A 25,308-nucleotide genomic window follows, 5' to 3' on the forward strand; every position below is an offset into this window, starting at 1 on the left:
AGTCAAAGCGGATCCCGCCCTTCGCACCCGCCCCTCTAAGGGAAAACCTTCGCGACGGCAGATGTCCGTTGCCTCTCGGCTATTCGCAGCCCTGGGCTTCAGCAAGCGATTGCTGATCGTCGTTCATCTGATGGATGGTGAGAAATCCGTGTCGGACCTAGTTTCTCTGGTGGGCGGGACCCAGACCGCCCTTTCACAGCATTTGAGCGGCATGGCCAAATTCGGAATCGTCCGATCGCGTACCGAAGGTAAACGGCGCTTCTATTCCTGTACGTCCGAACAGGCGAAGATGGTGATTGGCTTTCTTAGCGACATCGCCGAAAGCGACAAGCTTCCGCTGCGAAAGAGATCGGGAAAGGGGTCATCTTCTTGGCGCCCCGGCTAATCGGTGGGCACCAAGCCGCGCCGCCTTGTATGTCAGGTCTAGGTGCTTGCCCGCGCAGCCGTCAATCTCTCCGGGGCGACGGCCTCCAGGGCCGTTTCTGAACGCGCCAGTCCTGAGAGCCTCAACCTCCCAATACGGAATGATGCCACGCCGCTTCGATCTGAACATGAAATGGCGCCATCTCATCGAAAAGGCGGGTTTGCACGAACCGATTGGGATCGACACCGGTGTTGAAAAGAGGTGACGGCACGGCCGAGAACGCTTCGGATGGGTCTCACGGCTTGCAGGAAGGTAGGCTCGCTCAGGTCGTAGAGTGAGGTCCGCATTGCCTTCCTCGCTCGAGCAAACTGAATCGCAGTGAGTATGTGGCCGCGACGCTCACAACGGCAAGGCAGGCTCAGTCACAGGCTGGCGGTCTTGCCCGGGCTGGAAGCCTGGTTCAGCATCGCCGTGAGCTGATAGGATTCCATCGACTTCGAGTGGCGCGTTATCGCGACGCTGCTACCCGGAGGAAATGAGCACTACTTCAATCGCGGGCGGAGCCAGGACCGGGCAAAGGTCGCGGCAGGATCATGAAGTGAGACAGGAGTCGGGTAAGACCGGCGCGCTTTGCCGTGCTGACGGTCTCGCGTGCGATAATCTGGCTGAAATTATCTCGCCTGGCTGCCACCTCGAGACTAATTTAACGGAGTGCCGAAGGAGCCGCGCAATAGCGGGCGTTCCCGCGCTCGGCGGTAGATTGCTGCCACCGTGCCTTAAGGGCGTGCTGAGCTTAACGGGTCGCCGATGTTATCTGGTTTTGATTGACCAAGATGAGAATGCTGCCCGTATCGCTCCGCCGAACCTGAACAGTCGACCTCCCTCTTGGACCGCCGTGAGTTGCCGGCGTATTACCTGGAGCACTAATCGAGATTACTCGACGAAGGAACATTCCATAGACGTTCGCGGAACCAAAGCGGCCAGCTTAGACCTTAGGAACCTAGGACATGAGACTTAAGTCCTACTGCGTAACCCGCGAAAGGAAAACCGCGAATGCCTTTGACTTTACTTCGCGAACTGCACCTTCGTTATCGAGGCAATGGCCCACGTTCGGAAGGGCTATCCTTAAGGTTTAGTTGTGTTGTTGCTGATAGTCGGCGAAGATAAGCACGCCAGTGATGGCCCCGGCCCGGCTGCCAAATAAGTCCAAAAATCATCCCCGGCAGTCGGGCCACAGCCCATCCCAACGGAGCCTCCTACAATGTCGGTGCACCGCTTCAGTCATCCAGTTCACGTGTTCGTGGGGCTTGGCTTTCCCCATCCTGTGACGTCCGTTCAAGAAGCCGTTCAGGTCCTCGATGAGTGGACCGGCAGACGCAGCCCCATCTATGAGGCGGCAGCCGCCCTTTGCCGGTCCGCGCTTGCCGACAAAAGAGACATTGAGGCGGCGTGCGCGACCTTTGAGGCCTATGCTCAAGCCCACGGAATTCAAGCGCCGGATCCAACTGAACTTGCGGTCGCACGCGCGGCGGATGATTGGATGACAGCTTACGACGGGCGTTCTGAATCTTTTGCTAATAATTAGATCGACCGCGAGGGGACAATCCCGGCAGGCTCCCGGAGGAGCCTGAAAGGGTTAGGCTCCTTCCGCCAGGCCCTGGGTGTTTTAGCTGAGGACGACCCCACTTTCGCTCCGCTCGCTCGCCCGCTGATCTGGAACTGAATGAAAGGCGGCATATCCGCCCTCCCCTGCTGCGGCCCGCCAGTCCGAATGAGGCTGGCATCCTTCGACTGGGTGGACTGAATACGTGTCCACTCGCTGCCCTTGCAATGGCCTGACGATGACGCTCTTGCACCAATTATCGATGACTGGCTGCAGAACTCGCGGCGGGCATGGCAGAGGTGGTAGAGCGCCGGCTGCCCTGACCCGCAGTCGACCTGCGCCATGCCAGTCGGCCGACATAGCGAGCGCAAGGAGGCGCGAAATCTGCAGGTGGATGGTCAATCTCAGTGGCGCAACTATCAGCCAATAAGGTTAGACCGAACCTGCTCTTTTAGAGGAGCCTCCTCCCCAGTGATTTTGTTGACAAAAACCTGCCCCCCGATACGCTTTTGACAATCAACTGAAACTTGCGACGATTTTTCCGATGCTGCGCATCGGATCAAAGCCGCCGACGGTTCGACATTAGGTGAACGGTTGTTGGAAATTGAGAAGCGGCAAGCTCCACGGAGGGCGGAGGGAAGATTTGCATCGGCTTGTGCAGAGTCCGTGGCTGCAGCTGTCGGCCGTCCACTTTTTGAAAACTCGCTATCGATATTGAACCGGACTGGCGCTTGGCACATCGCCAAGGACCTTTGTCAGGAGTTCGTTCCCGAACACGCGCAGGTTCGGTATTGGCGGCTTGGTGCGCTCGCTCCCGAAGGCCTGGCCCGCAAGATCGCGGCGCGGCTGATGATGCTGGAAATCAACTGGCTCAAGGACAGCCCACGCTGCTTGATCGGCAGCAAAGCCGCCGACCGGAACACGCGCGTCTTTCTCGATCCGCTCTTTGTGCTGAGATCGGAGCTGGCCGAAAAAGATATCGTGCTCTGCCATGACATCGGCCCTTTGAGCCATAGTTTTCTCTATGACGCTGTAACCGTCGAGAACTACCGTGTCGCTTATGAAAAAATCCGCAGGTGCAGACCCGGGGTCGTTTTCGTCAGCGATTGGTCGAAGGATAAATTCGTTTCGATCTTCGGGCTGCACTTCCGCTTCCTCACCACGATTCCGCTGTACGTGCGTACGGGTCTATTTACCGGAGCCCTGGAAGCCCTTCCTGGTATCGACAGCCCCTTCTTCCTGACGGTTGGCGCCTTTGAGATACGCAAGAACCAGAAGGCCGCGCTTGAGGCATATCGGGACGCCGGGTTCTATGAGCAAGGTATCAAATACGTGCTTTGCGGTCCGCGAGGCGAGGGCCGCGATAAGATCATTGATCTTGCGAACTCGATACCGGGGGTTGTGATGCCGGGATATGTGCCGGACAGCCAGTTGCGCTGGCTCTACGCGCACGCTGAGGCATTCGTCCTGCCGAGCCTCCTGGAAGGGTTCGGCATGCCAGCCTTGGAGGCTGCCCATATGGGCCTTCTCCCCATCGTCTCCGAAGACAGCGCCTTGGTGGAAGCCGTGGAAGGCGTCTGCGCACAAGTGTCGCCGAAAGACACGGCAGCAATCGGACAGGCGATGCGGCGCGCGTTTTTACGGAGTTCTCACGAAAAGGCGCAGACCAGCCTCGAGCTGCGCGACGTTGCTTCCCGCGCCTCGAAACGAAGCTTCCTGCAGGGCTGGAGAAGTCTCCTGCTGGGAGCATAGAATGGGTCCAGGGCGTTGGATTGCCGCCTCGCCCATAGGCGGCGGTCAAAAAGGGGCTGGGCCGCGCGAGATCAAAATGGCATTGCCCGCTGCCAGCGCACGCCTTCATTTTCAGCCCGTCTCGGCGCCAAAAGGGGTAGCGGCATCGACAGCAGGCGTGGGCTGTGCCGCCCGATAGGGATTGCGCCTTTCAAAATCTGCCGCCATGCGCAAGGCGCTGACCCTGGTGGCAGAGACGACGGCGATTGCGATGAAGAACACGGCGCCGGGGTCGGCGCTGCCACCAGACACCGAGTTAGCGATTATGCCCGCGAAGGCGGCGTTCCTGATGCTCATTGCAACTGCAGCCGTTTCAGGCGCCACCCACTGTTGGACCCCGCCCAAGCCCCTGATCAGGACACCGAGCAGCATTGCCAGCATCAGAGACCCAAACAAACCAAGCTGGGAGAGAACCGCGATCGGCCAGCTCGATGCCCTGGAGCTGCCGAAGCCGACGCCAAGGCCACTGGTGTCGACGAAGGACTGCAGGCTCTTGAGGTTCCAATAGGTGCGCTCATGCCCCGAGGCGGAATCGGCTTTGTTGACGATGGTGCTGTTGATGAGCCTGACGAAGGGGTCCAGCGCGTCGGCCCGGTAGAGGCTGACGCCCATAACAACGGCCACGCCGAGCACCATCAGCACCGTGATCAATATCTCCTCCCGTTCGACTCTTCCCCGGAGAACTGATGCCAGCATTGAGAGGGCGACCGGAATACACAGTAAAGTCAGGCCAACGTAGGCGGTCGAGGACGTCGAAAGGATGGTCAGGAAAATCAGGATGGCCGACAGCCACTGGGCAAGGCGCGATCCGGTCATTCTCCAATATGTGTAAGAGAAAGCCAGGCAGACCAGTGAAGCGCCGGCAAACGAAGAAGCCTCGGAAAAAGGTCCCGTGATGCGCGCGAAACCGGCCTCGTACGCGTCGCTGATGATCGCATAGTTGGCGGTTCTGACCGGGGCGAGCACGTCGCCCACACCGGCATTCTTGCTGACGAAATCAATCAGCCCCATGCCAGCGTGCAGGGCGCACCACAAGAAGAAGCCACGGCGTAGCTGGTCTATCCTGTCGGCGTGCAGCAACAGGGTGCAAAGCGCAATGGTCGTGAGCCCACCGAGAATGAAATAGCCCGTCTGAGAGATGTTGCCTGAAACCGGAGCCAGCGACGCTTCCACGACGGTGCCGCGGATTTTCGACTGGACAAAGACGGCCGTTTGGCCGGCGAAGAACCTTGGAAACAGCCACGCCCCAATGATTGCGTACACCATGAGGCTCGCAAGGATCCAGACCGGGCGGATGCTCCCAAACACGCTTCCCAAGTCAAGCCATATACGTCGTCTGGCAGCGACGGCAGCGACGAGTAGAGCCTCGAACACGGTGTAGATGAGCGGAGATGACCCACCCAAAACAGTCAGGGTCATGAGGGCCGTGGCGCCGAATGCCTGGGAAGCAATCAGCCCAACGATCAGCAGTCCCCGGGAATAGTATGCAATGATCAGAATAGCCGCGCACACCAGCAGACCCGGTAAAGAAACCTGCATTGCTGATCGAGCCCCGCTCTCAGTTGGTCATGGTAACGTTGACGAAAGACGCTATCCGGTGATGCATCTTTCGACAGGCACATAGCTTGGGCAAGAGAGCCAAACGGCGTAGTCCCGTGTCCCGCGGGAGGCCCTAGCACCGAGCAGCGGCAGACCCCACCGCGGCGTTATGCTTGTCGGTGAGCCTGGTAAAACGGGCTGCCAGAAATGGATGGCGAGCATGGAGCGATTTGCTTGAGCAAGAGAAGCACGTGCGGCGTAGGGCCGACACCTCCGGAATTTTCGAGACGCCGCCCTTGCGGATTCCCGCCTACCCCTTCCTGCAAACGGCTAATTGGCAAACGCACACTAAAGAACGCCTCGACGGCGGCGAATGTCACACTTATACACAGAACTGCGGGCACGTCTCTGCTTACAATCGAGAGACGTCGTGTTAATGGGACACTATCGGGAGCTCTTGGCAAACGGGGTGGGTTCTCCAGAGGTCCATGTTGAGGAGGATAAGCGGTATGACCACCCAGGTTGTCCATGGCGCATTTGGCCCTAAGCAGATGATGCAATTGAGGGAAATTTACGAACGGGCGCGCGCTGTGAGCGCCCATTATCCTGAATCCCACCTTGCCAACAAGGCCGCCAAGAAGTTGATCGATGCCTTCGAAACCGTGACCCGCAGCGATGAAAAGGGTAGGCGGTGGCTGAGTGAGACGGATCCCCAGGGAAACGCCTGAGGTCCAGCGTCAATTCCAGGAGCATTATCAGCCTGTCAGCCAATGCCGGCAGGCGGATTTCTACTACGCCGTCCTGGCGCTGCTCCCGCAAAGCGATAGAGGAGCCATCGGGGCGGGCGGGCGGCTCCCCTATCTTGTCTCGCGTGTCCGCAGACAGACCGCGAAGGCCCGGGCAGACGCTGGCAAATCGATGTTCGTCCTGGGCAACGCATTTCGTCAACGAAGCCTTTTGTGGCAAGACGCCACAGAGTACTGCCTGCCCAGCTTCCGCCTATTGAATGAGCATGACGGCTTAGTCAATCTCGGACTATTTGCATGCTTGGTTCATGAGCTGAGCTTATCGGCCAGCCCTGTTGCCCGCGCAACTGGCGACATTCGCTCGGCTTGAATAAAAAAATTATCGGAAAATTAACTTAGATTAGCACCCACTTGTAAAGCATAAACTATTCAATCCTAGGTGGCGTTTGGGAAACGAGGAGCGCTCTAAGCTGAAGAAGTCCAGCTAGGCCTTCACGGGACGGGCAGAAAACTTCAAGAAAATCCGGGAATTTGAGGGGGTTATGTCGGCCGCCAGAAGGTCGTCGTGTTTGATCAAGGGTTGGGGTACTAGTATGATTTCTGCAAACGGACTGCATAATTTCGACTCCGCAAGTCAACCAGAAACTCCGTCGAGCAGCATTAGAAGGGGCAGCGAACAAGCAGATAGAGAATGCCTCCTTATTCTGGACGGAAGGGCGTTGGACCGCGAATGTCTCGCATCGGCCCTCGAGGATCATGACCTGGGAATGGCCGTTGCCGCCATGGGATTGATCGAAGAATGGCGTATAAAGAAGGGGGCTTATCCTCCTCTAGCTGCCATTCTATTTAATCTTGGCGGACGCAAATTTACTGACCGTGGGATTGCAGATGAGATCAGAGCCATCTCTTCTGAGTTCAGCTCTGTTCCAGTTATAATCTTATCTGATACAGAAGATCTCGGGCAAATACTAACAGCACTTGAATGCGGCGCACGCGGATACATCCCGACTTCTGTTGGTATTGACGTCTGCGTCGAAGCCGTCAACCTTGCGGCGGCGGGTGGCATCTTCGTGCCGGCCAGCAGCGTGCTGTCGATGCGGCATCTGATCGATTCAGGCAGCCGCGAGACGCGTCCGTTGACGGCTATGTTCACGCACCGGCAAGCTGAAGTGGCTCAGGCGCTTCGGCGAGGTAAGGCGAACAAGATCATAGCCTACGAACTGAACTTGCGCGAAAGCACTGTGAAGGTGCACATCCGAAACATCATGAAAAAACTGAAGGCAACCAACAGGACAGAGGTCGCCTACAAGGTGAACGATCTTTTCGGCGAAGGCGCTCTCGCGCAAGAATGATAGTGGTTTCAGGCGGCCCGTCGGGGATTAGCCCCGGGGGGCCGTATTTTTGTTAAAGTCGCTCCGCCATTGTTCGAATGGCGTCTCGTCTGAGCCAAAACGCAATATCGGCTTAAGCACCGCGGTTGTTTTCGCAAATCTATTCCGTTTGCAGGATCATGCACCAACTGCAGGTGCTCTCACACCGACGCGGGCAAAGGACAGTGTCGGTTCTCGCGCCAGGTTTCATCAATCGTGGTCTCTCCGGCCGTCTTAAGAGCAGGTGGGGGGCAGCGCTGCAACGGCGGTTCCAACGTCGCGAATGCGCGTGCTGCGACCCTGGCAAAAAGGAACGGCGTTCATCTCGGCAACTCCGATGGGGCGCGGCCACTGTCGCGAAAGGAATTGGCAAATTCGCGCCCCGGCCGGCTGGTGATGCATCTGCCTGATGATCTCGTCCTTCAGGGCCCATGGTATGGCGCGAAACAACCATGCTTGTACAGATTCCGGTCAACCGTGAAATCAGACGGACCTGCCGGCGGCGGCCTCAAGTCTTGTGCCGCGGCCGGAGCAATGGACTTGCAATGCCACCGCCATACCCGGCGTCTTTGCCCTGCTTAGTCGGGCGCGGGCACATCCGAGGCGTCGCGCATGGCAGAATGTCGGGATTTGAATTCGCTCGAGCTGACGATGCCAAAGGCAATGGCATCGCGCGTCATTGATCCTAAGCGCAACTGGCGGGTATAGGTTTCCATACCGTAGCTGTCCGCGGGGCGTTCCAACAAGAGCAGGTAAAGAAACGCGACATAGGCGCGGTCGGTAAGCCCAATCGTGGCATACTTAGCCTCGAATTCTTCGGAGCGAATCATTTCCATGATCACGTTGGTGAGCCGGGCGCCTCCGCTCTCGAGCGTTGCCGACCAGCGATCCAACTCCGCAGCGTCGCCGTTATGGCCAAGTACGAGGCAATAGGCAAAATTTACCTGACGCACATAGGTGAACCCGTCGGCAAACTTGGCACCCGCATCGCAATCCCGGCGCGGTTTGGGCAGGGGCTGCGGGCCACGGGTGATGTCGCGAACAGCCATATAGGCAGGTTTGGGTTCACCTGCTATCCATTTGCCTTTGTTTGCGGCAAGTCTGACCAGCCCCATATTGGCTTCGAAGCTTGGAGCCCAGTAGGTCTCATCCAGCAGCTCGTAGATGTGCGCTGCTTCGACTTTGTACTTGTCCTGGAGTTCGCGAAGCCGTGTCATTGTTTGCTTGACGCCGTCAGCCTGCTGGCGCTCGCTGCGCTGACTTCCGTAGGGGTTGTTGAATTCGGTGACCCAGATCGGTTTGCCGTAGGAGGAAATCTCGCGGAAAGCCCATTCGGGATCTTCCCCGTACATGTGCCAGACGGAGATGTCCCAGGCGATTCCATCCTGCTTCATCCGCGCGAAGGCGCCAGTATGGCCCCATCCAGCTGTACCCATTGCCTTTTTTATGCTCGGGTCGACTGCCGTCATGCCCTCGGACAGGCCTTTGAGGACGGCGCTCACCTTCACCCAGCGCGGACCGTAGTAGTCGAGCACTCCGTTTCCACCCGCGGGACCCCACCCGCATGGATATTGCGACCCGTCATCGCGTTTCTCGCAGGGCTTTATGATGGCGTATATCTCCATCTCGTTGCCGAGTTCCCAAACGCGGATATCGTTCTTGAACCTGGCGCCAAGGGCGAACGCCAATTGCCGAGCCTCGCCATAAAGCTCTTCCGGCTTGTCCTTGTCCAGGTCTAGTCCCGGCGTGATCACGGGCAGTATTTCGATCCCTCTTTCTTTGCCGGCCTTTACGAGTCGCGCAAGGGTATCTCCTTGATCTGCCGCCGTGATGTTGACCCGATATGATTTGACGCCGAGATCTCTGACGAAATCGAGTTGTCTTTCGATCGGAACATCCGGGTAGGAAACCACCGGATGGCCGTTCACGCCCCAGAGCAAATCGGCGGATGCGGGCGCGGATGCTGTCAGCAACAAAGCAGCCGCGGCTGCAAAACGAAACGACATAGCGATCATGCCTCCCTGTACGACATTCAATATCGGGATTGTCGGAACTACCGGATGTTGAAGCAATTTGCCTATACGGGGGTGGGAAGCTTCGCATTACCTCCTTTGGAGGCCATGACCTAGCCATCAGGCGGCATGACTATTTGACTGCCACTTCCCTGACAGGACACCCGGATGGGCGTTGATGCGTGCCGTGATGAAACGAATTGATATGTGCTTTGTGCGGCAATCAGTTGGGGGTAACTGCACTTGCGTTCGACTACCCGTAGACTTCCCCGAAATCCGCGTCGACCTGGATCATAAGCTCGAGATACTTCCATGCGATCCATCGCCAAGAATAGCTGCTCGCCCGGGTATGGCCCTTGCCAACCATTCGCTTACGCAAATCCGGGTCAACCGCTAGCTGGCGAACGTTTTCGGCCCATGACTGTACGTCGTCCGGGTCCGCATAGAGCGCGGAATCTCCACAGATTTCAGGCAAACAGGGCGAAGTCGAGGCTATGACCGGGCAACCCGAGGCCATCGCCTCGATTGCGGGCAGCCCAAAGCCTTCGATCCGTGATGGAAACAGGAAGCAGAGGGCGCCTTCGAGCGCCTTTTTGAAGTCGTGATCGTTTACGCGCCCAAGGAGGATTAGGTTCGACGGCATTTCCGGGACGTGCCGCAAGACCGTGGTCTCGTCGATATCCCCAGGCATCCAGAGGTCGAGACCCATCCCATCTAGAAACGATGCGAGCTTGGCTAGAAGCCCCATGTTCTTGTATTCTTGATCCCCCCGGCCTAGGCAAACGACATATGGCCTGCCCCGATTGACGGTCAGGGATGATCTTGTTGCGTCCCACTTCTTGGCATGATCGCTGCCGTTGTAGGTAACGACGATATTTTCCTCGCGTGCGATCCCGAACTCGACCAAATGACTGCGGGAGAGTTGCGAAACCGTCGTGATCCGTGCGGCCCGCCTGCCCAGCATTGGAAGGATCAGGCGGTGTGCCCAACGGAACCCTCTCGCGTAGCTCGACGGCATCATTCTCGTATGCATGTCGTGGATGCATGCAATTTGGCGTCTCAGCACGACGGGCGCGAGGTTGCAGAAGCTGAGCAGCCCTCCCGGCACGTGCCAGGGCAACTGCGCCTGCACCCACAACTGCGGAAGTCGAGGCCTGTTGAACTCAGGGACGATCCGCATCGAGATGGCTTTGAGATGAAGAGCCTCGGCAGGCGGGCGCGGCACCACGAGATCGATCTCAAGGTCGCGACCCAAGGGATGCCCTTCGGAAATAAGGGCATCGAGAGCCATCGTCACCTCGTGGGCGTAACGCGCTATCCCATTGCGTCGAAGCGTCGTGAAATCGCCGTTTATCGTCCACCGCCGCTTGGGCGGCTCGAAGTCCGCCGGTGTCCGGCCAGGATGGCCAATCAGGTACGGCGAGCCGTCGGGAAGCGATCTTGCCACCATCGCGGCGGCGCTCTGCCGGCGCGAGTTCCTGGACTGCAACGCCGGCGCCGCATTGAACTCAGATTTGCCCACCATCTCCTCCACCTTGCCGGACCAACAGCCAGACTAACACCGTCGCCAACGCAGCGGCCCTCAAACGTTTGAGGTAGTTCCAACGCTCGCCCTCGCCTGGCTGGATGACCCTCAGCGCGTCTGGATGACCCAACGGCCGTAGTGACCGCACGCGCTAGCGGTTTAAAACTAGAAACATCGAGAGGGTGACATGGCACGGCACTGGACAATAAACGGACGTTTCCTTTCCCAACCGACAACGGGCGTCCAGCGCTATGCGGGAGAGATCGTCCGTTCGCTGGACGCGCTGATCACCGAACAGGCGCCGCTCACCTGTGGGCTTGAGCTCAGGCTTCACTGCCCACCGGGGAGCTCGGACATACCGCTCAATTCTATCGAACGTTGCGTGCTAGGCAGCAGCGGTGGGCATCTATGGGAGCAGACCCGGCTAGCCGCCTCTGTGCGCGGCGGCGGGCTACTCAGCCTGTGCAATACCGGGCCGGTTCTGTCGCGCAAGCATATCGTGTGCATTCACGATGCAAATGTCTGGAATGCCCCACACAGCTATTCACTTGGCTTCAGGACCTCCTACAAAGCGCTGTTACCATGCCTCGGCAAGATGGCATGCCGCATTTCGACAGTTTCCAATTTTTCGCTAGGCGAACTGGTCCGGCGGGACATCGTCCCAGAGCGGAGGGTCTTCGTTGCGCCGAACGGCCATGAACATGCCTTGCTGTGGAAGGCTGAACACTCGGCAGCGACACGATTGGCCGCCTCGCGCGAAACCATCGTCATGATCGGCAGCGCCGCACCCCACAAGAATGTGAATCTCATTCTCGATATGGCCGACCGCCTTGGCAAAGCTGGACTGAAGATCGCGGTTGTCGGCATGGCGGGTTCGGCCATTTTCAAAACAGGATCGGCCAGAGCTGAAGCCCGAAACATCCATTGGCTCGGACGCATTTGCGACAACGAGTTGGCTGCGCTGTTGACGGACTCGCTTTGCCTGGCCTTTCCTTCACTAACAGAGGGCTTTGGTCTCCCGGTTGTCGAAGCAATGGCGCTCGGCTGTCCGGTTGTCGTGTCCGAACGCGCCAGCCTGCCAGAGGTCTGTGGGAACGCAGCCCTCTATGCTGCCGCTGACAATCCGCAGGCATGGTTCGACCGTTTCATGGAACTCCGCAATTCCAGGACCCTGCGCCTGCAGTTGATAGGGAAGGGACAGGCTAGAGCCTCGGCATATAGCTGGAGAGCAAGCGCCTTGCGCTACCTGCAGGCGATGGCTGTTGCTGACGGTATCGATACAGAAACCAACATAGTCAGGCTGCGTGAACTCACATGATCGCGTGAAGTGCCTGGACCGCTCCTATGGACTCCAGCATGGCGCGGTCGAAATTCTCTTCCGAGAAGCGCTGCGCGTTCTTGGCGCAGGCCTGGGGCGTGATGAGGTGGCTGTGTTCCTCAAACCGTTTGACCGCGTCTATGAGGTGCTCGATGGTCTGAGCCTTGAACAGTACCCCCGTCGGCTCGGACTTTGCTCCCAGGCCTCGCGCGATATCGACCGCGCCGCCTCTGCCGAAAGCGATCAGCGGCGTCCCACAGGCCTGCGCCTCGGCGAGCGCGATGCCGAAGTCCTCGCAACCCGCAAACACCATCGCCTTCGCCCGGGCAAGCGTATCGATATATTCCTTGCGAGGGAGGAACCCCGAAAATGTGACGTTCGGACCCGCCAGCGATCGTAAACTGGCTGATTGCTGCCCTTCGCCGACTATGACCAGCCGTCGCGACGGCATCTCGTTGAAAGCCCTGATCACCAGGTCGGTGCGCTTGTAGGGGGCCAGGAAGGACGCCGAGACGTAGTAGTCGTCCTTGTCCTCTACGCAGGGCAATTCCTTCAGCGAGACCGGCGGGAAAACAACCCGTGCGTCACGTCCGTAAATGTGCTGGATTCGGGAACGGACATAGTTTGAATTCGCCAGCATCAGGTCTGGACCGTGCGCGGTTCTCGTATCCCAGGTCCTCAGACGGTGCAGCATATAGCGGTAGAGCAGTCCTTTCGGACCGAAGCCGAGCTTGCCCTGTTGAAGGTAGGAGAATTGCTCATCCCAGGCATAGCGGACGGGGCTGTGCACATAGCACAGATGCGGCTGATCAGGTCTTGTGATCACACCTCGGGAAAATGCCGCCGAGGACGAGATCACAGCATCATAGCCGGTCACGTCGAACTGCTCGATCAGAAATGGGCAAAAGAAGAAGAGGGACCGGTAGAATTTCCGTACCATCGGTATCCGATTGGCCGCGGAGGCATGAAATTCCACGTCGCGAAAGTATTGCTCCTTCACCTCAGCCGGGAGGAAATCAAAAAGTGTGAACACCTCTGCATTGGGAAATTGCTTGCATATCTGCGCCAGAACTCGTTCGCCACCCCGGAAATTTGGGCACCAGTCGTGAACGACCGCTATCCTGGCATATCTGTCGAAGTCGGACACCGGAGCAGCCGGAAACTCCTCAATCGGCATTTCGACCTTGGCCGCGATGGCCAGGTCGGAAGAGCGTTCATGGAGCATGGTTCTCCCCTTCCCCTTTGAGGCCTCAGTTTCTGTTTTGTCGAAGGAGGATCGCAAGTTGTCCGATCGGTCACGGACTGCTGCCGGCTGGCATTTGCCCTACCGCTTATGATTGTGAGCCGCTTGCGGGAAATACTTCGAAAGCGGGTACCCGGGGGTAGGCCCCGTTGGTCGAGCCCACTTTTATGCAGGCTGCTTGAGCCCTCGCGTCATCATAGGGTCAGGGAAGCGATGCCTGGAAGAAACATGAAACTTGCAGTAATTATCCCGACCCTCGGACGCAGCGAGCAAGTTGCTCGCCTGCTTGGATATTTAGGCGGCCAGACAAGACCTCCCGATGAAGTCATATTGTCGGCACCCGACGCCACACACATCGAACTGCCGGACGGCTGCCGGTTCCCGGTATCGAGTGTTTTCGGTCCGAAAGGATTGGCTGCCCAACGCAACACCGCTCTTGTGCCCGCATTGGGGCGTTTCGACATCATAACATTCTTCGACGACGATTTCGTTCCCTCCATTCGATACCTGGGGCAGGTCGAGGAGGCATTTGCTGGAAATGAGGGATGGGCGGTTGTGATGGGCAGGGTCGTCAGAGACGGCGCCACCAATGCCGGTCTTACCTGGGAGGATGCAGAAGCTGCGCTAAGGGAATCGGAAGGCCACACAGCAAATGGACCCTGCGTGGTCGACCATGTCGGTGCCTACGGATGCAACATGTCGTTCCGTTCCTCGCTGGTTGGCGATTTGCGCTTCGACGAGCGCCTCGTCCTCTATGGCTGGCAGGAAGACATCGACTTCACAAGTCAAATGAGAACCAGAGGTCGCGTCGTATGCGTGACGTCGATCACGGGTGTTCATCTTGGAATAAAAACGGGACGCGTCAGCGGAAAGCGGTTCGGCTACTCCCAGGTCGCCAATGCGGTCTACCTGGTAAGGAAAGGGACAGTTCCAGCCTCTTTCGCGCTTCCCCTTATGTTCAGGAATATTGCAGCCAACCTCGCAAAGAGCCTTTGGCCCGAGCCATATGTCGACCGAAGGGGTCGTCTCAGCGGGAACGCGCTCGCGATCCTGCATATCGCCATGGGGCGAATCGAACCCGAATACATCCTGAAGATCTGACGACGGGGGAAGACAATGCGCAAATTGCTTTCAACAGTGGCAGGGATTTCATTGGCGGCAGCTGCTGCCTGTCCGCTGCCGGCGTCAGCCGCGGAGTACCTGCTTGGGCCGCAGGACAAGGTCAGGCTCAAGGTTTACGAATGGCGCGCATCGCGTGACGTCATCTTCGAGTGGACGGCTCTCAATGACAGTTTCACTGTCGGTGCCGATGGGACGCTCTTCCTGCCATTTGTTGGGCAGATGCGCGCCGAGGGCTCCGCTCCCGGGGATCTCGCTCACGCCATAGGCGATCGGCTGATGCAGCACATGGGTCTCGGCCGCCAGCCGGATGTGGCCGTGGAGATTGCCCAATATAGGCCATTCTATATCATCGGCAACGTCAAGCAATCCGGAGAATTTCCCTACAGGCCCGGCCTGACGGTACTGCAGGCGCTCGGGGTCGCCGGCGGGTTGCCTATACGCGAGGACGATGTGTCTCGGCTTGGACGAGAGTTCATTGCGGGCCAAGGCGATGTCGGGCTGCTGGCTTTGAACAATGTCAGCCTGCTCGCGCGCAAAGCGCGGTTGCTGTCAGAGCTGGCCGGCAGTGAAGACATCGCTTTCCCGAGCGAACTGAGGGACAGGGCTTCGAACGCAACCGTTGCGCTGGCAATGGACCAGGAACGCAAGATTTTCGTTATCCGCAAGGATGCACTGGCGACCCAACTGCGCTCACTGCGAGAACTCAAGGACTTCCTGCAACAGGAGCTGGCCTCGCTCGAGCAACAGCTGACTTTCCATGACAAACAGATCGAACTCATCCAAAAGGAGCTCGCGGGTGTCTCGAATCTCGTGCAGAAGGGCCTCGCGGTCGCACCGCGGGAACTCTCGCTGGAGGGGACCGTCGCCCAGATGCAGAGCGACAGATTGGCGGCCGAGACCTCGATGCTGCGTGTCAGGCAGGAGATGAGCAAGACGGACATCGAAATCCTCAACCTCAGCAATCAGCATTCCAGCGAGGTTGCCGAGGGCTTGCGCGAGACACAACAGCAGCTCAATGAGGTCACCAGCAAGTCCGACACCGCGGTGCAGTTGCTGCGCGAGACCCAGGTTGCAGTGCCGGCTCTGCTGGCGCTAAGGCAAAATGCCGCGAGGGCCAAGCCGATCTTCACGATTGTGAGGCCGAAAGACAGCGGCACGGAAGAGTTTGCTGCCCAGGAGACAACCCTCGTCGAGCCGGGCGATACCGTGAAGGTCGAAATCCCGCTGCCGCAGTCGGGCTTAGATAGCTTGCCCGCAGCGGATACAAGCATCCAGGCGGAAACAACTGCTGTTGGAAGTACGAACTGACCGGATCCGGGTTGGGGCCAACCAGGGCCGTATCCTGGCTCGGCCGCTGATCGACCGGGCTGCCCTCTTGCTACAGGTGGCGTTGGACGGGCACAGCGGGTCGTGCATGGTCATGCTCGTGGCCATGACCCGAAAAATATGTCGCCCTACAAGTACCCGTTCGCGATATTTCGAACAGCATTCCGACACACCGTCTCTAGCACTTGCCTTGCACTGCGAGGCCGCATATCAGTTGGCGCACGCGGGCTCTTGGCCCCTGACGGAACTCCCTGCCGCGGCAAGCCGACTGGTTCTGCTGGTGCCACTGGAGATATCGGTGCTCACAAGCATACTGGCCGTGTCGGTGGCAGGGATACTACTGGGTTTACGATTCAAGGCTGCGGCGCTGCTGGCAGCGACCGCACTGCTGGTGATCGGGGCGGTCACCTGGAATAGCATGGGGCTGCCTGGCAATGTGACCGTTGGCAAATCTCTAATTCTGGTATTTGTTCTGGCTTGCGCCTACCTCGCAGGCTTGTCTCTAGCGCACTGCTGGACTCGAAACGAAAAGTGATCGTCGCTCGACGCTTCAGGAGGCCCTGTCGACCCGCATGACCGCGACAATGGTCCTGAGCAGGATCACGACGTCGAGCCAGACCGACCAGTTCCGCACATATTGGCTGTCCAACGCAACGCGGTTATCATAGTCCATGCTGCTTCTTCCACTCACCTGCCAAAGACCGGTGAGTCCCGGCCTGGTTGCGAGGTACTCCGCCTGATGCTCGCCATAACGCCTGAGTTCGTCCTTGACGATAGGTCTTGGGCCCACGCAACTCATGTCACCGCGCAGTATGTTGATGAGTTGGGGAAGCTCATCCAGGCTGGACTTGCGCAGCAGTCGCCCCAAGAGCGTAACGCGCGGATCGTTCCTGATCTTGTGGGTCTCTTCCCACTCCCTGCGTGCGTCGGGGTTGGCATCAAGATATGCACTCAGAACTTCGTCCGAATTGCGCACCATCGAGCGAAACTTATAGCAATCGAATGACCTTCCGCCGAAGCCTACGCGGCTATGCGAGAATATTGGCGGACCGCCGGCCGTAATCTTGATCAACAGACCTACGAGGATCATGACGGGCGCGGCGAAAACGAGCGCTGCGCCGGCGATGACCAGATCCATGATCCGTTTGAGGACGCCTCCGATCGGAGGGTTCGTCGCTCCAGTGATGACATCCGACAGGTCATTCAACACAGTCCCGGCGCCGGCGTAGTCACGCGCAGAAACAACATGCAGGACCGCCCTGCTCTCGACCGCCGCCGGCACAGCGGGCTGGCCCCAAAGCGCCCCCCCCTGGTGCGACTGCTTCTCGAAGGCGTTTGTCATGTGACGGTCGCTGTTTCTCGTTGTTCAACTTCCACAGTCTTCCAAGGACGGAACTTGCCGGCAAGAAATGCAAAGGAGGTAGCGCGATACTCCAACGGCTACCCCCTAATCCTCACGTATGATTGCCCTACACGCTTTGCCGACTTCCGAAAGCGCTGCGCTTGGCCGCAATCCGACGGTGCTTGGACGTCATTGCCCGCGCCTTCGTGAGAAGCACGCCAAGTATCGGCGTCCTGGAGGCCTGCAGCGTCCTCACAAGCTCCCGCAACGTGTCGACGTGCGTCTTTCCCCACTCCGCAACGACCACGACACCATCGAGCACGGATCCAACGATCAGGTCATCCGCCCCGGATTCGAGCGTTGGCAGGTCAACGATGACCATATCATAAGCGGCCAGTTCGTCGGCTGTCGGATCCTCAGCACTGACTTGAGACAGGAAAGCCTGCATGTTTCTTGGCACGAGCAGGCTTTTTGCATCCACCACGGAACTTGAAAGAACGTCGAACCGCCGCCCCACGGCGCGAATGACATTGTGTTGAAAACCATCCTGGCACTCTTTGCCCTGGACGTTCGAGCGCCCAAGCAGTTGAGTGGTGATCGTCGATCTCCGGACATCGGCGTCGATCACCAATGTCTTTAGGCCGGACATAGAATACAGGGTCGCGAGATTGCTGACGACGGAACTCTTCTGACTGTTGTTCGACACTGCAGTCAGGCCAAGGAATTTCACCGGATGGTTCGTCTCCGCCAAGCTGATTTCGGTTCGCACTTTCCTCAGACTCTGGCTGTATCGCGACCACGGATGCCTAGTCACCTCGTCGACGTTTCCGAATTCCCTGCGCTTGCTGGTGGGCGCCAATTCTCCTACGCACTCTATTTCCAGGTTATCGCGGATTTGACGTGGCGAGCGTATGGTCCAGTCGAATGAATGCCGCGCGAAGGAAAGGCCAATGCCGAGAATGAGCCCTGCGACGCCGGCGAAGGCCAACACCAGCTTCGGTTTTGGAGCGCTTGGAAGAAGCGGTGGTGTCGCGGCCGTGATTACTCTTGCATCGGCGACGGGATAGGATTGCTGGCTTACTGAATTGGTGTAAGCCTGCAGAAAGCTCTCATACATTTTTCGGTAGGTGTCGGCGGTCACCTCGAGTTCTTCGAGAGTAGGTTCAGAATTGACGCCGTCACCGGCACTTGAATCAGCGCCTACGCTATAATCGTGTCGAGAGCGGAATGCCTGTGCCCTGGCCATTGCCTCGTTCATCTGGGTGCGCAGTTGCTGAAGGCGTTTTTCCAACCATGCCCCACCTTCTCTTGCCGACTCGGCCTTGGTGTCGATCTGCTCATGCACGAAGGCGTCGGCCGTTGCATTCGCAATCTTGGCGGCGCCCTCGGGATCGGCGGAGGTGAAGGATATGTCTATCGCGTAGGAGACACCCACCCTTCGCACATCGAGGCCATTGAGGAAAATCAGCATGCTGAGACGTGACTTCTGGTAGTCGGTCAGCTTCGCGACCGACTCCGGAGCGCCTAAACCGATATGCCCCCAGAGCGCGTTCAGCCAGATGCTTTTCTCAAGCCCCACAGCCTGGACCATTATATCTTTGATTTTCCTAAATCTCTCCTGCAATATCGGTGTCTCGGGGCGATTGAAACTTGCATCCTCAATCAGTTTCAACCGACCGATGACCATGGAAGCAATCTTCTCGGATTGCAGTACAGCGATTTGACTTTCTATTTGTGCGGTGTCCAACGAGAGATTTATTTCGCCACCCTCCTGCAGATGTTGGGGCAGCTTCGGTTCAATCAATATCTTCGCGCTGGCTGTAAAAACCGGATCGGTGGTCGAATTGTAAAACCATGCGACCAGGAGTGCCGCGGCAAGGCAGGCCGACATTGTTCCGACATAATATCTCAGAAACTCGGTTATGTCCGAGAGGCCGATGAATTCTTGTCCGGCATTGGCCTGATGATTGGTTGCCAAGGGCCATTGGCTGGCGAACAAACGGTTCATTCAAAGTCTCCGGCGGGCATGAAGGAGAATCCTTCGTGCACGCCGCCCGACACAAGAGCTTCATGGCGTCCGCCCGATGTTCTCATAAGAGCCGAGGCCCCGCGATCCCAAGCTTTGCAAGAAAGACTACGCCGACGCGGGGGAAGGTAAACGCCACCAATTGGCGTAGACCTACGCCCTGTGGGAGTGAAGAATGCGCGGCAGACCGGCCCTTATCGTGGCTAGAAATGACTTCTGCCGTTCCAGCAGCAACTGTCGTGCTCGGTTGGCTGCAAGGTCCCGGGCGAGAATATCCAGCTTAGCTGACAGGCGTTCGCTCTTATCCCCGTTTTCCGTTGCCTCCAGGGAAAACGCCGCACAATCTGTCATGTGTTTCCAGGCCCCGCGAAGTCGCTCCGATTCTCTTTCGATTTCTGGCTGAATGCCGTCGAGCGCACGTGCCAAGGCTCGGAAACGCCTATGATCGACGTTCTTCCGAAAAAGGAAACTGAATGGTGTCAGCGGCACTACACAGCCACATTGAGGTTAGCGCCCGACGCGGACCTACTTCCCACGATACTCAACCGCCATGCCCAGACGAGACATCCTTTCGGTCATCGATGGGCTCCACCTATTGGATGAGGCGGCACGAAGCGTGGGGTAGCGCTACCCGAATTCATGAAGCGGCCGTGGCTCGCCGAGATGCTAGGAATGTTGGCGCAATTTCGGAGCGAAAGTCGTGACCCTAAACATAGTCGGCCAAGCCAAGCCAAACACATTCGCGTTCGAGAACAATGCTCTCATCAAAGCCACTGGCTTCCGCGAGTATGATGCGCGCTGGTGGTTTGGGCATCCGGGCTCTGAGAAAGAGCCCGAACTCAATTTGATGGGCGCCCAAGCGCTGGGCATGGGTCTGGGTACTCTGATCCGCCGGATGGGCGCGGGCCCTGAGATCATTACCGGCCATGACTTTCGCAGCTATTCGATGTCCATAAAGATGGCGTTGGTGTCAGGGCTGATGGCGGCTGGCGCACGTGTCAAGGACATCGGCCTTGCGCTTTCCCCGACCGCCTATTTCGCGCAGTTCGCACTCAACGCTCCGTCTGTTGCCATGGTAACGGCCTCCCACAATGAGAACGGCTGGACCGGAGTGAAGATGGGCGCGCAGAGGCCTCTTACATTCGGGCCTGACCAGATGACAGCGCTCAAGGCGCTCGTGCTGAACGGCGACTTCGATCTGGTGGGTGGCGGCGGCTACGAATTCGTTTCCGACTTTCGCGAGAGATACATCGAAGACTTGACTGCCGGAAGGAACGTTCGACGCAGGCCGCGTGTCGTCGTTGCCTGCGGTAATGGGACGGCGGGCGCATTTGCCCCCCAGGTGCTGGAGACCATCGGCTGTGAGGTGATCCCCCTTGACGTGGAGCTCGATCACACCTTTCCGCGCTACAATCCTAACCCCGAAGATATGCAAATGCTGCATGCGATCCGGGACAAGGTTTTGGAAACCGGTGCCGATTTGGGTGTCGGCTTCGACGGCGACGGCGACCGCTGCGGCGTGGTGGATAATGAAGGCTCCGAGATCTTCGCGGACAAGGTCGGCGTCATGCTGGCGCGAGATATTTCCAGCCTCTATTCGCAATCCACCTTTGTCGTAGACGTGAAATCAACCGGACTTTTCATGACCGATCCCGTTCTCGCGCAAAACGGTGCACGGACGGACTATTGGAAAACGGGGCATTCCTACATCAAGCGACGGGTTGCCGAGCTTAACGCAATCGCCGGCTTCGAGAAGTCGGGGCACTTCTTCTTCAACCCGCCGATCGGGCGTGGCTATGACGACGGCCTCATCACGGCGATCACCGTCTGCGAGATGCTCGACCGCAATCCGGGAAGGACGCTGGCCGACCTCTATCGCGCCCTGCCCGTAACCTTTGGCACGCCAACAATGTCGCCTCACTGTCCCGACGAAGTCAAATACGGCGTTGTCGACAAGGTCGTCGGCGACTTCATGAAGATGAAGGGGGACGGGACGGTGTTCGCGGGTCAGCCGCTGGCTGATCTGGTTACCGTCAATGGGGTGCGGGTCGTGGCTCAAGACGGCACCTGGGGTCTGGTCAGAGCTTCGTCGAACAAGCCCGAAATTGTCGTCGTCGTCGAAAGCCCCGTCTCGTCGGAGCGCCGTCGCCAGATGTTCGAGGCGATCGACGCCGTCCTGCGCCGCAATCCAGAGGTCGGGGCCTACAACCAGACATTCTGAGAGGAGCTGAAGCATGGCACACCGCATCGTAAGTTTTGTGATGAGCGGAGGAGTCGGGTCCCGGCTATGGCCGCTCTCGCGCGAAGACAATCCCAAGCAGTTCCACGATCTCTCGGGGGACGGTTCCATGCTGGCGAAGACGGTTCGGCGCCTGAAAGCGTGGCCGCACAGCGAAACGCCGATCTATCTGATAGCATCCGAACGTCATGCCGAACGGGTCATCTCGGACATAACTCCGCTTGGGCTGAACGGCGGAAAGCCGATTTTCGAACCCCTGGGCCGCAATACCGCGGCAGCTGTCGCTATTGCGACACTGCAGACGATTTCGAAGCACGGCAAGGACGCACTTGTGCTCGTGGTCCCCTCCGACCACGAGATATCGACCGAGACGCAGTTCTGGGAGACCGTTGAAGCGGGCATGCCTGCCGCCGACTCGGGAAGCATCGTCGTGTTCGGCATCAAGCCCACTCATCCAGAGACGGGATATGGATACATTGAGGTTGCGGCCAATGGTGACGGCGCGGCCGCGGTTTCACGGTTTGTCGAAAAGCCGAACATCGAGACGGCGCAAAAGTATTTATCGTCGGGAAGGTTCTACTGGAATGCGGGCATCTTCCTGTTTCGTGCCGACACAATGCAGAGAGCTTTAATCGAATTTCAGCCGGAGATATGGGAAACGGCGGAACGCGCCTTCAAGACGGCCAAGGTGGATGTCTCGGGTCTTTACCTGCCACAAGGCTTCTACTCGGCGGTCCCCTCCACATCGATCGACTATGCGGTCATGGAACATGGGCAGGGCATCGCGATGGTGACGGCGTCCTTCCGCTGGAACGACCTTGGATCGTGGCAATCATTGCTGGAGGCGAGCCCCGTGGACGGCAATGGCAACGTGGTAATCGGCGATGTTGTCGCCATGGACTGCGACAGTTCCTACCTCAGAAGCCAAGGTCGGCTGCTCACCGTTATAGGGATGAAGGATGTGGCGGTGGTCGCAACGCCGGACGCTATATTCGTCGCCCCGGTCAGCCATAGCCAGAATGTGAAGAAGGTCGTCGAGCAACTCGAGAAGAGTGGGCGTCTCGAGACGAAATTCACGGCGTCGGAAGACCGGGTCATTGTCAGCGGGTCATGGCGCAAGCGCGTCGAGCACTGGCTCTTCAACGAGACCCTTCCGCTTTGGTCAAACGCAGGGGTCGACAATGTGCATGGCGGCTTCCACGAAGCGCTTCGTTTCGATGCGACGCCATTAAGCAAACCCAAGCGGATGCGGACGATGGCTCGCCAGATCTATGCTTTTGCGGTGGCCAAGGAACGTGGCTGGACCGGGGACGCCGACAAGCTCATCGATCACGGAATCGACTTCATCTCAAAATACGGCCGCACCGATCGCGGAGGGTGGGTACGCACCCTCAATCCGAATGGAAGCGTGGCGGACCCCGTGGAGGACGCCTATGATCACTCCTGCGTGCTCCTCGCACTTGCCCATGCCTATCGATGCGGCCACAAGGCTGGCCTTCAGCTTGCACAGGAGACATTTCAGTTCATCGACTCTCACCTCGAGGATGGCAGCCTGAATGGCTTCCTTGAGACACCTGGCTGGAATGGGGTTCGGTCCTCGAACCCACACATGCACATGCTTGAAGCTTTCCTTGCTTGGTATGCCGTAACCGGCGATCGCGTATATCTGCGTCGAGCGGCTCGCGTCATCGATCTCTTCCGCAGCCATTTCTTCGATCAGGAAAGTTGGACGCTCGGCGAGTATTTCGATGCGGACTGGCTGCCGTTGCCCGGAGACCAGGGGCAGTGGACCGAACCGGGGCACCATTTCGAATGGGCCTCTCTGCTCGTCGACTTCGCGCGGGCAAGCGGGCAGAAAGATCTGGCTGCTTATGCGAGGAAACTCTATTCGTCGGCGGTCGCCAGCGGGCTGAATCGAGCCACAGGGTTGGCGTATGCGGCCGTTTCGCGACAAGGGCTGCCTCTCGACAGGCTCTCGCGTAGCTGGCCTCAATGCGAAGCGATCAAGGCGGCGATCGCGTTGGATGGCATCGGCGGGCCCGATCTGAAACCAGAGATCGAAGCTCGTGTCGCGCGCCTTTTCAGATGGCATATCGATCCCGCACCGCTTGGCCTGTGGATGGACAGGATCGACGAGCGCGGCCGATCGCTGGCGACGGAGGTTCCTGCCAGCATCTTCTACCATTTGGTGACAGCGTTAATGCAATATCTCGACAAGACCGAGGGGCAGGTGGAGGCGTTCCCCGTACCGTCTCTCAAAGACGACAGCGCTGTCGCGAAGCAGAGTTATGGCTAAAGAAAGCGATCGCTCATCGCAAAGGGACGGATCTTCTCCAAACAGAATGTTTTCTCGCCATTCGTCCCTGTGACGCCTTGGACGCCAGCTACCGCTAATTCGGTATCTTCTTGTCTCTGTGTCACCACAGCAAAGTGCGATATCGTGGAAGTCACGCCAAAACGAGAGGATCGACCTGCCTCTCGATCTGAGGCTGCGTAAAGTTGTCAAGACGTGGGAATTAGAAACCGTTGTCCGTACAGTTGAAGGCGACGATGGCAAAAAAGAAATCGCGGCACAGGCGCAGTGGTGATCTTCTGAAGCTGCTTGCAACAAGGCCTCGGGCCGTTGCGCTTGCCGCGCTGCATGTGAGTGAATCGGTCCTCCTGGAACTCGAAGCATCGGAGTTGTTGTCTCCGTCTGAGATCAGGGGACTGCTGAGGGACGCGTCGCTGACGTTGCGCAACGCCGCCGACCAGGCAGATAATCGGAGCTGTCTCGTTGCCAGCGAAATAGTTGAGTCAATGAGGGAGAATTTTAAGAGAAGTAAGTCATAGATGACGCCAGCTCTAAGCGGCGTCAATCGAGCCCTAGCGTGTTGCGAGCCAGATTTCGATACGACATTGACGTCGCGACCTTTCTTTGCCGGGATCCAAAGAGGCGCCCATCACATGAATTTTTATATACATGGTGAAGTTCAGGAAGGTACACATGGAGTTGGCGTAGGGGGTAGGGATGGCGAATGCTTCACGTTCTTTTTCGAGAGGAGATGAGCACCGTTCGACATACGTTGGACTTAGCGATGACGACGCCGCTCTGATCAAGACTCTCGGGTTCACCGCAAAGCGATATCCAGCCGACGCGGTGATCTTCAGCCAAAGTGACAACAAGGATCGTATTTACGTCGTCGAGTCGGGTTGGGGATGCATTTCCCATGAGCTTCCGGATGGCCAGCGACAAATTCTCGATTTTGCCCTGATAGGCGATGTCGTTCTGCCTCAATCACATGGGAGCGGCTCTATTGAGACGTTCGTAGCTCGAACTGAACTTTCGTTGCTTGTGGCACCCACCAAGACTTTGACGCTTGCTGCTATGAAATCGCCTCAACTCTTCTCGTTCATTGTTGGGGCTTTCGTACGCAACGGCGCGGTGATGGCCCAGCACCTCGCCAACATAGGACGACGCAACGCATTGGAGCGAACAGCACATTTGCTGCTCGAACTGACAGCGCGCCTGCAACGAGTAGGCGCGGTTGACCGCAACGGCTTCGACTGCCCGCTCACCCAATACGATCTCGCGGACGCCCTTGGTCTTACTCCGATCCATGTCAATCGAATGCTGCGGGAACTTCGCGAGCGGAAGTTTCTCGAATTCCGCCAGGGCCATGTCCGCGTGCTCGATTCTCCGGGCCTGACGAAGTTCGCCGGATTCGACGGCGAATACATCAGGAGCTGAGCACCAGGCGCC

Annotated in this window: 18 protein-coding genes; 12 read left to right on the top strand and 6 right to left on the bottom strand. The window is 58.2% G+C overall.

Annotated features, from left to right (window positions below; translation table 11 throughout):
- The 3 genes from LB554_RS28090 to LB554_RS28100 all read left to right on the top strand — a co-directional run.
- Nucleotides 1–385, top strand: a 385-nt coding sequence (locus LB554_RS28090) for an ArsR/SmtB family transcription factor (RefSeq protein ID WP_224588070.1), incomplete at its 5' end; no start/stop codon positions are given.
- 1,240 nt (nt 386–1,625) lie between these two features.
- Entirely contained in the window at nt 1,626–1,949 is a 324-nt protein-coding gene (locus LB554_RS28095; protein WP_224588072.1) for a DUF982 domain-containing protein, read from the top strand.
- 684 nt (nt 1,950–2,633) lie between these two features.
- Nucleotides 2,634–3,719, top strand: a complete 1,086-nt coding sequence (locus tag LB554_RS28100; protein ID WP_224588073.1) for a glycosyltransferase — start codon at nt 2,634–2,636, stop codon at nt 3,717–3,719.
- 111 nt (nt 3,720–3,830) lie between these two features.
- On the opposite strand, the gene LB554_RS28105 is transcribed toward LB554_RS28100, so the two are convergent.
- Complete coding sequence (locus tag LB554_RS28105) at nt 3,831–5,297, bottom strand: hypothetical protein (RefSeq protein WP_140793015.1); 1,467 nt, start codon at nt 5,295–5,297, stop codon at nt 3,831–3,833.
- A 509-nt stretch (nt 5,298–5,806) separates the two neighbouring features.
- Between LB554_RS28105 and LB554_RS28110 the strand changes: the two genes are divergently transcribed.
- Nucleotides 5,807–6,025, top strand: a complete 219-nt coding sequence (locus LB554_RS28110; RefSeq protein WP_140793013.1) for a hypothetical protein — start codon at nt 5,807–5,809, stop codon at nt 6,023–6,025.
- A gap of 611 nt (nt 6,026–6,636) precedes the next feature.
- Nucleotides 6,637–7,395 (top strand): response regulator transcription factor, encoded by a 759-nt coding sequence (locus LB554_RS28115; RefSeq protein WP_140793011.1) that lies wholly within the window; start codon nt 6,637–6,639, stop codon nt 7,393–7,395.
- Between the two features lie 596 nt (nt 7,396–7,991).
- On the opposite strand, the gene LB554_RS28120 is transcribed toward LB554_RS28115, so the two are convergent.
- Entirely contained in the window at nt 7,992–9,419 is a 1,428-nt protein-coding gene (locus LB554_RS28120) for a DUF4214 domain-containing protein (RefSeq protein ID WP_224588074.1), read from the bottom strand.
- 259 nt (nt 9,420–9,678) lie between these two features.
- Nucleotides 9,679–10,950 (bottom strand): glycosyltransferase family 4 protein, encoded by a 1,272-nt coding sequence (locus tag LB554_RS28125; protein WP_224588075.1) that lies wholly within the window; start codon nt 10,948–10,950, stop codon nt 9,679–9,681.
- A 187-nt stretch (nt 10,951–11,137) separates the two neighbouring features.
- Between LB554_RS28125 and LB554_RS28130 the strand changes: the two genes are divergently transcribed.
- Entirely contained in the window at nt 11,138–12,268 is a 1,131-nt protein-coding gene (locus LB554_RS28130) for a glycosyltransferase family 4 protein (protein WP_224588076.1), read from the top strand.
- On the opposite strand, the gene LB554_RS28135 is transcribed toward LB554_RS28130, so the two are convergent.
- Entirely contained in the window at nt 12,261–13,493 is a 1,233-nt protein-coding gene (locus LB554_RS28135) for a glycosyltransferase (protein WP_411908859.1), read from the bottom strand. The two genes, LB554_RS28130 and LB554_RS28135, sit on opposite strands and share 8 nt — an antisense overlap.
- Nucleotides 13,494–13,739: 246 nt before the next feature.
- Between LB554_RS28135 and LB554_RS28140 the strand changes: the two genes are divergently transcribed.
- The 3 genes from LB554_RS28140 (at nt 13,740) to LB554_RS28150 (ending at nt 16,494) form a co-directional block, all read left to right on the top strand.
- Nucleotides 13,740–14,612 (top strand): glycosyltransferase family 2 protein, encoded by an 873-nt coding sequence (locus LB554_RS28140; RefSeq protein ID WP_224588077.1) that lies wholly within the window; start codon nt 13,740–13,742, stop codon nt 14,610–14,612.
- Between the two features lie 15 nt (nt 14,613–14,627).
- Complete coding sequence (locus LB554_RS28145; protein ID WP_224588078.1) at nt 14,628–15,941, top strand: polysaccharide biosynthesis/export family protein; 1,314 nt, start codon at nt 14,628–14,630, stop codon at nt 15,939–15,941.
- 316 nt (nt 15,942–16,257) lie between these two features.
- A complete protein-coding gene (locus tag LB554_RS28150) occupies nt 16,258–16,494 on the top strand; it encodes a hypothetical protein (protein WP_224588079.1) in 237 nt (78 codons plus the stop codon).
- A 15-nt stretch (nt 16,495–16,509) separates the two neighbouring features.
- Here LB554_RS28150 and LB554_RS28155 read toward each other — a convergent pair whose 3' ends face one another.
- Entirely contained in the window at nt 16,510–17,301 is a 792-nt protein-coding gene (locus LB554_RS28155; RefSeq protein ID WP_224588080.1) for a sugar transferase, read from the bottom strand.
- A 127-nt stretch (nt 17,302–17,428) separates the two neighbouring features.
- On the bottom strand, nt 17,429–19,309 hold the full coding sequence (locus tag LB554_RS28160) for a GumC family protein (RefSeq protein WP_224588082.1): 1,881 nt from the start codon (nt 19,307–19,309) through the stop codon (nt 17,429–17,431).
- A 718-nt stretch (nt 19,310–20,027) separates the two neighbouring features.
- Here LB554_RS28160 and LB554_RS28165 point away from each other — a divergent pair.
- The 3 genes from LB554_RS28165 (at nt 20,028) to LB554_RS28175 (ending at nt 25,296) form a co-directional block, all read left to right on the top strand.
- Entirely contained in the window at nt 20,028–21,548 is a 1,521-nt protein-coding gene (locus LB554_RS28165; protein WP_224588084.1) for a phosphomannomutase/phosphoglucomutase, read from the top strand.
- A gap of 13 nt (nt 21,549–21,561) precedes the next feature.
- Nucleotides 21,562–23,862 carry a mannose-1-phosphate guanylyltransferase/mannose-6-phosphate isomerase gene (locus tag LB554_RS28170; protein WP_224588086.1) on the top strand — a complete coding sequence of 767 codons (2,301 nt, stop codon included), beginning with the start codon at nt 21,562–21,564 and terminating at the stop codon, nt 23,860–23,862.
- Between the two features lie 714 nt (nt 23,863–24,576).
- A complete protein-coding gene (locus LB554_RS28175; RefSeq protein ID WP_224588088.1) occupies nt 24,577–25,296 on the top strand; it encodes a Crp/Fnr family transcriptional regulator in 720 nt (239 codons plus the stop codon).
- The last annotated feature ends 12 nt before the right edge of the window (nt 25,297–25,308 follow it).

Origin of the sequence: Mesorhizobium sp. CO1-1-11 (assembly GCF_020164995.1) — a bacterium.
Lineage (GTDB): Bacteria > Pseudomonadota > Alphaproteobacteria > Rhizobiales > Rhizobiaceae > Mesorhizobium > Mesorhizobium australicum.

What these genes read in the sequence shown, in the direction of transcription:
- LB554_RS28095 (WP_224588072.1), top strand. Translation starts at nt 1,626, where the DNA reads ATGTCGGTGCACCGCTTCAGTCATCCAGTTCACGTGTTCGTGGGGCTT.
- LB554_RS28105 (WP_140793015.1), bottom strand. Translation starts at nt 5,297, where the DNA reads ATGCAGGTTTCTTTACCGGGTCTGCTGGTGTGCGCGGCTATTCTGATC.
- LB554_RS28110 (WP_140793013.1), top strand. Translation starts at nt 5,807, where the DNA reads ATGACCACCCAGGTTGTCCATGGCGCATTTGGCCCTAAGCAGATGATG.
- LB554_RS28115 (WP_140793011.1), top strand. Translation starts at nt 6,637, where the DNA reads ATGATTTCTGCAAACGGACTGCATAATTTCGACTCCGCAAGTCAACCA.
- LB554_RS28120 (WP_224588074.1), bottom strand. Translation starts at nt 9,419, where the DNA reads ATGTCGTTTCGTTTTGCAGCCGCGGCTGCTTTGTTGCTGACAGCATCC.
- LB554_RS28125 (WP_224588075.1), bottom strand. Translation starts at nt 10,950, where the DNA reads ATGGTGGGCAAATCTGAGTTCAATGCGGCGCCGGCGTTGCAGTCCAGG.
- LB554_RS28130 (WP_224588076.1), top strand. Translation starts at nt 11,138, where the DNA reads ATGGCACGGCACTGGACAATAAACGGACGTTTCCTTTCCCAACCGACA.
- LB554_RS28135 (WP_411908859.1), bottom strand. Translation starts at nt 13,493, where the DNA reads ATGCTCCATGAACGCTCTTCCGACCTGGCCATCGCGGCCAAGGTCGAA.
- LB554_RS28140 (WP_224588077.1), top strand. Translation starts at nt 13,740, where the DNA reads ATGAAACTTGCAGTAATTATCCCGACCCTCGGACGCAGCGAGCAAGTT.
- LB554_RS28145 (WP_224588078.1), top strand. Translation starts at nt 14,628, where the DNA reads ATGCGCAAATTGCTTTCAACAGTGGCAGGGATTTCATTGGCGGCAGCT.
- LB554_RS28155 (WP_224588080.1), bottom strand. Translation starts at nt 17,301, where the DNA reads ATGACAAACGCCTTCGAGAAGCAGTCGCACCAGGGGGGGGCGCTTTGG.
- LB554_RS28160 (WP_224588082.1), bottom strand. Translation starts at nt 19,309, where the DNA reads ATGAACCGTTTGTTCGCCAGCCAATGGCCCTTGGCAACCAATCATCAG.
- LB554_RS28170 (WP_224588086.1), top strand. Translation starts at nt 21,562, where the DNA reads ATGGCACACCGCATCGTAAGTTTTGTGATGAGCGGAGGAGTCGGGTCC.
- LB554_RS28175 (WP_224588088.1), top strand. Translation starts at nt 24,577, where the DNA reads ATGGCGAATGCTTCACGTTCTTTTTCGAGAGGAGATGAGCACCGTTCG.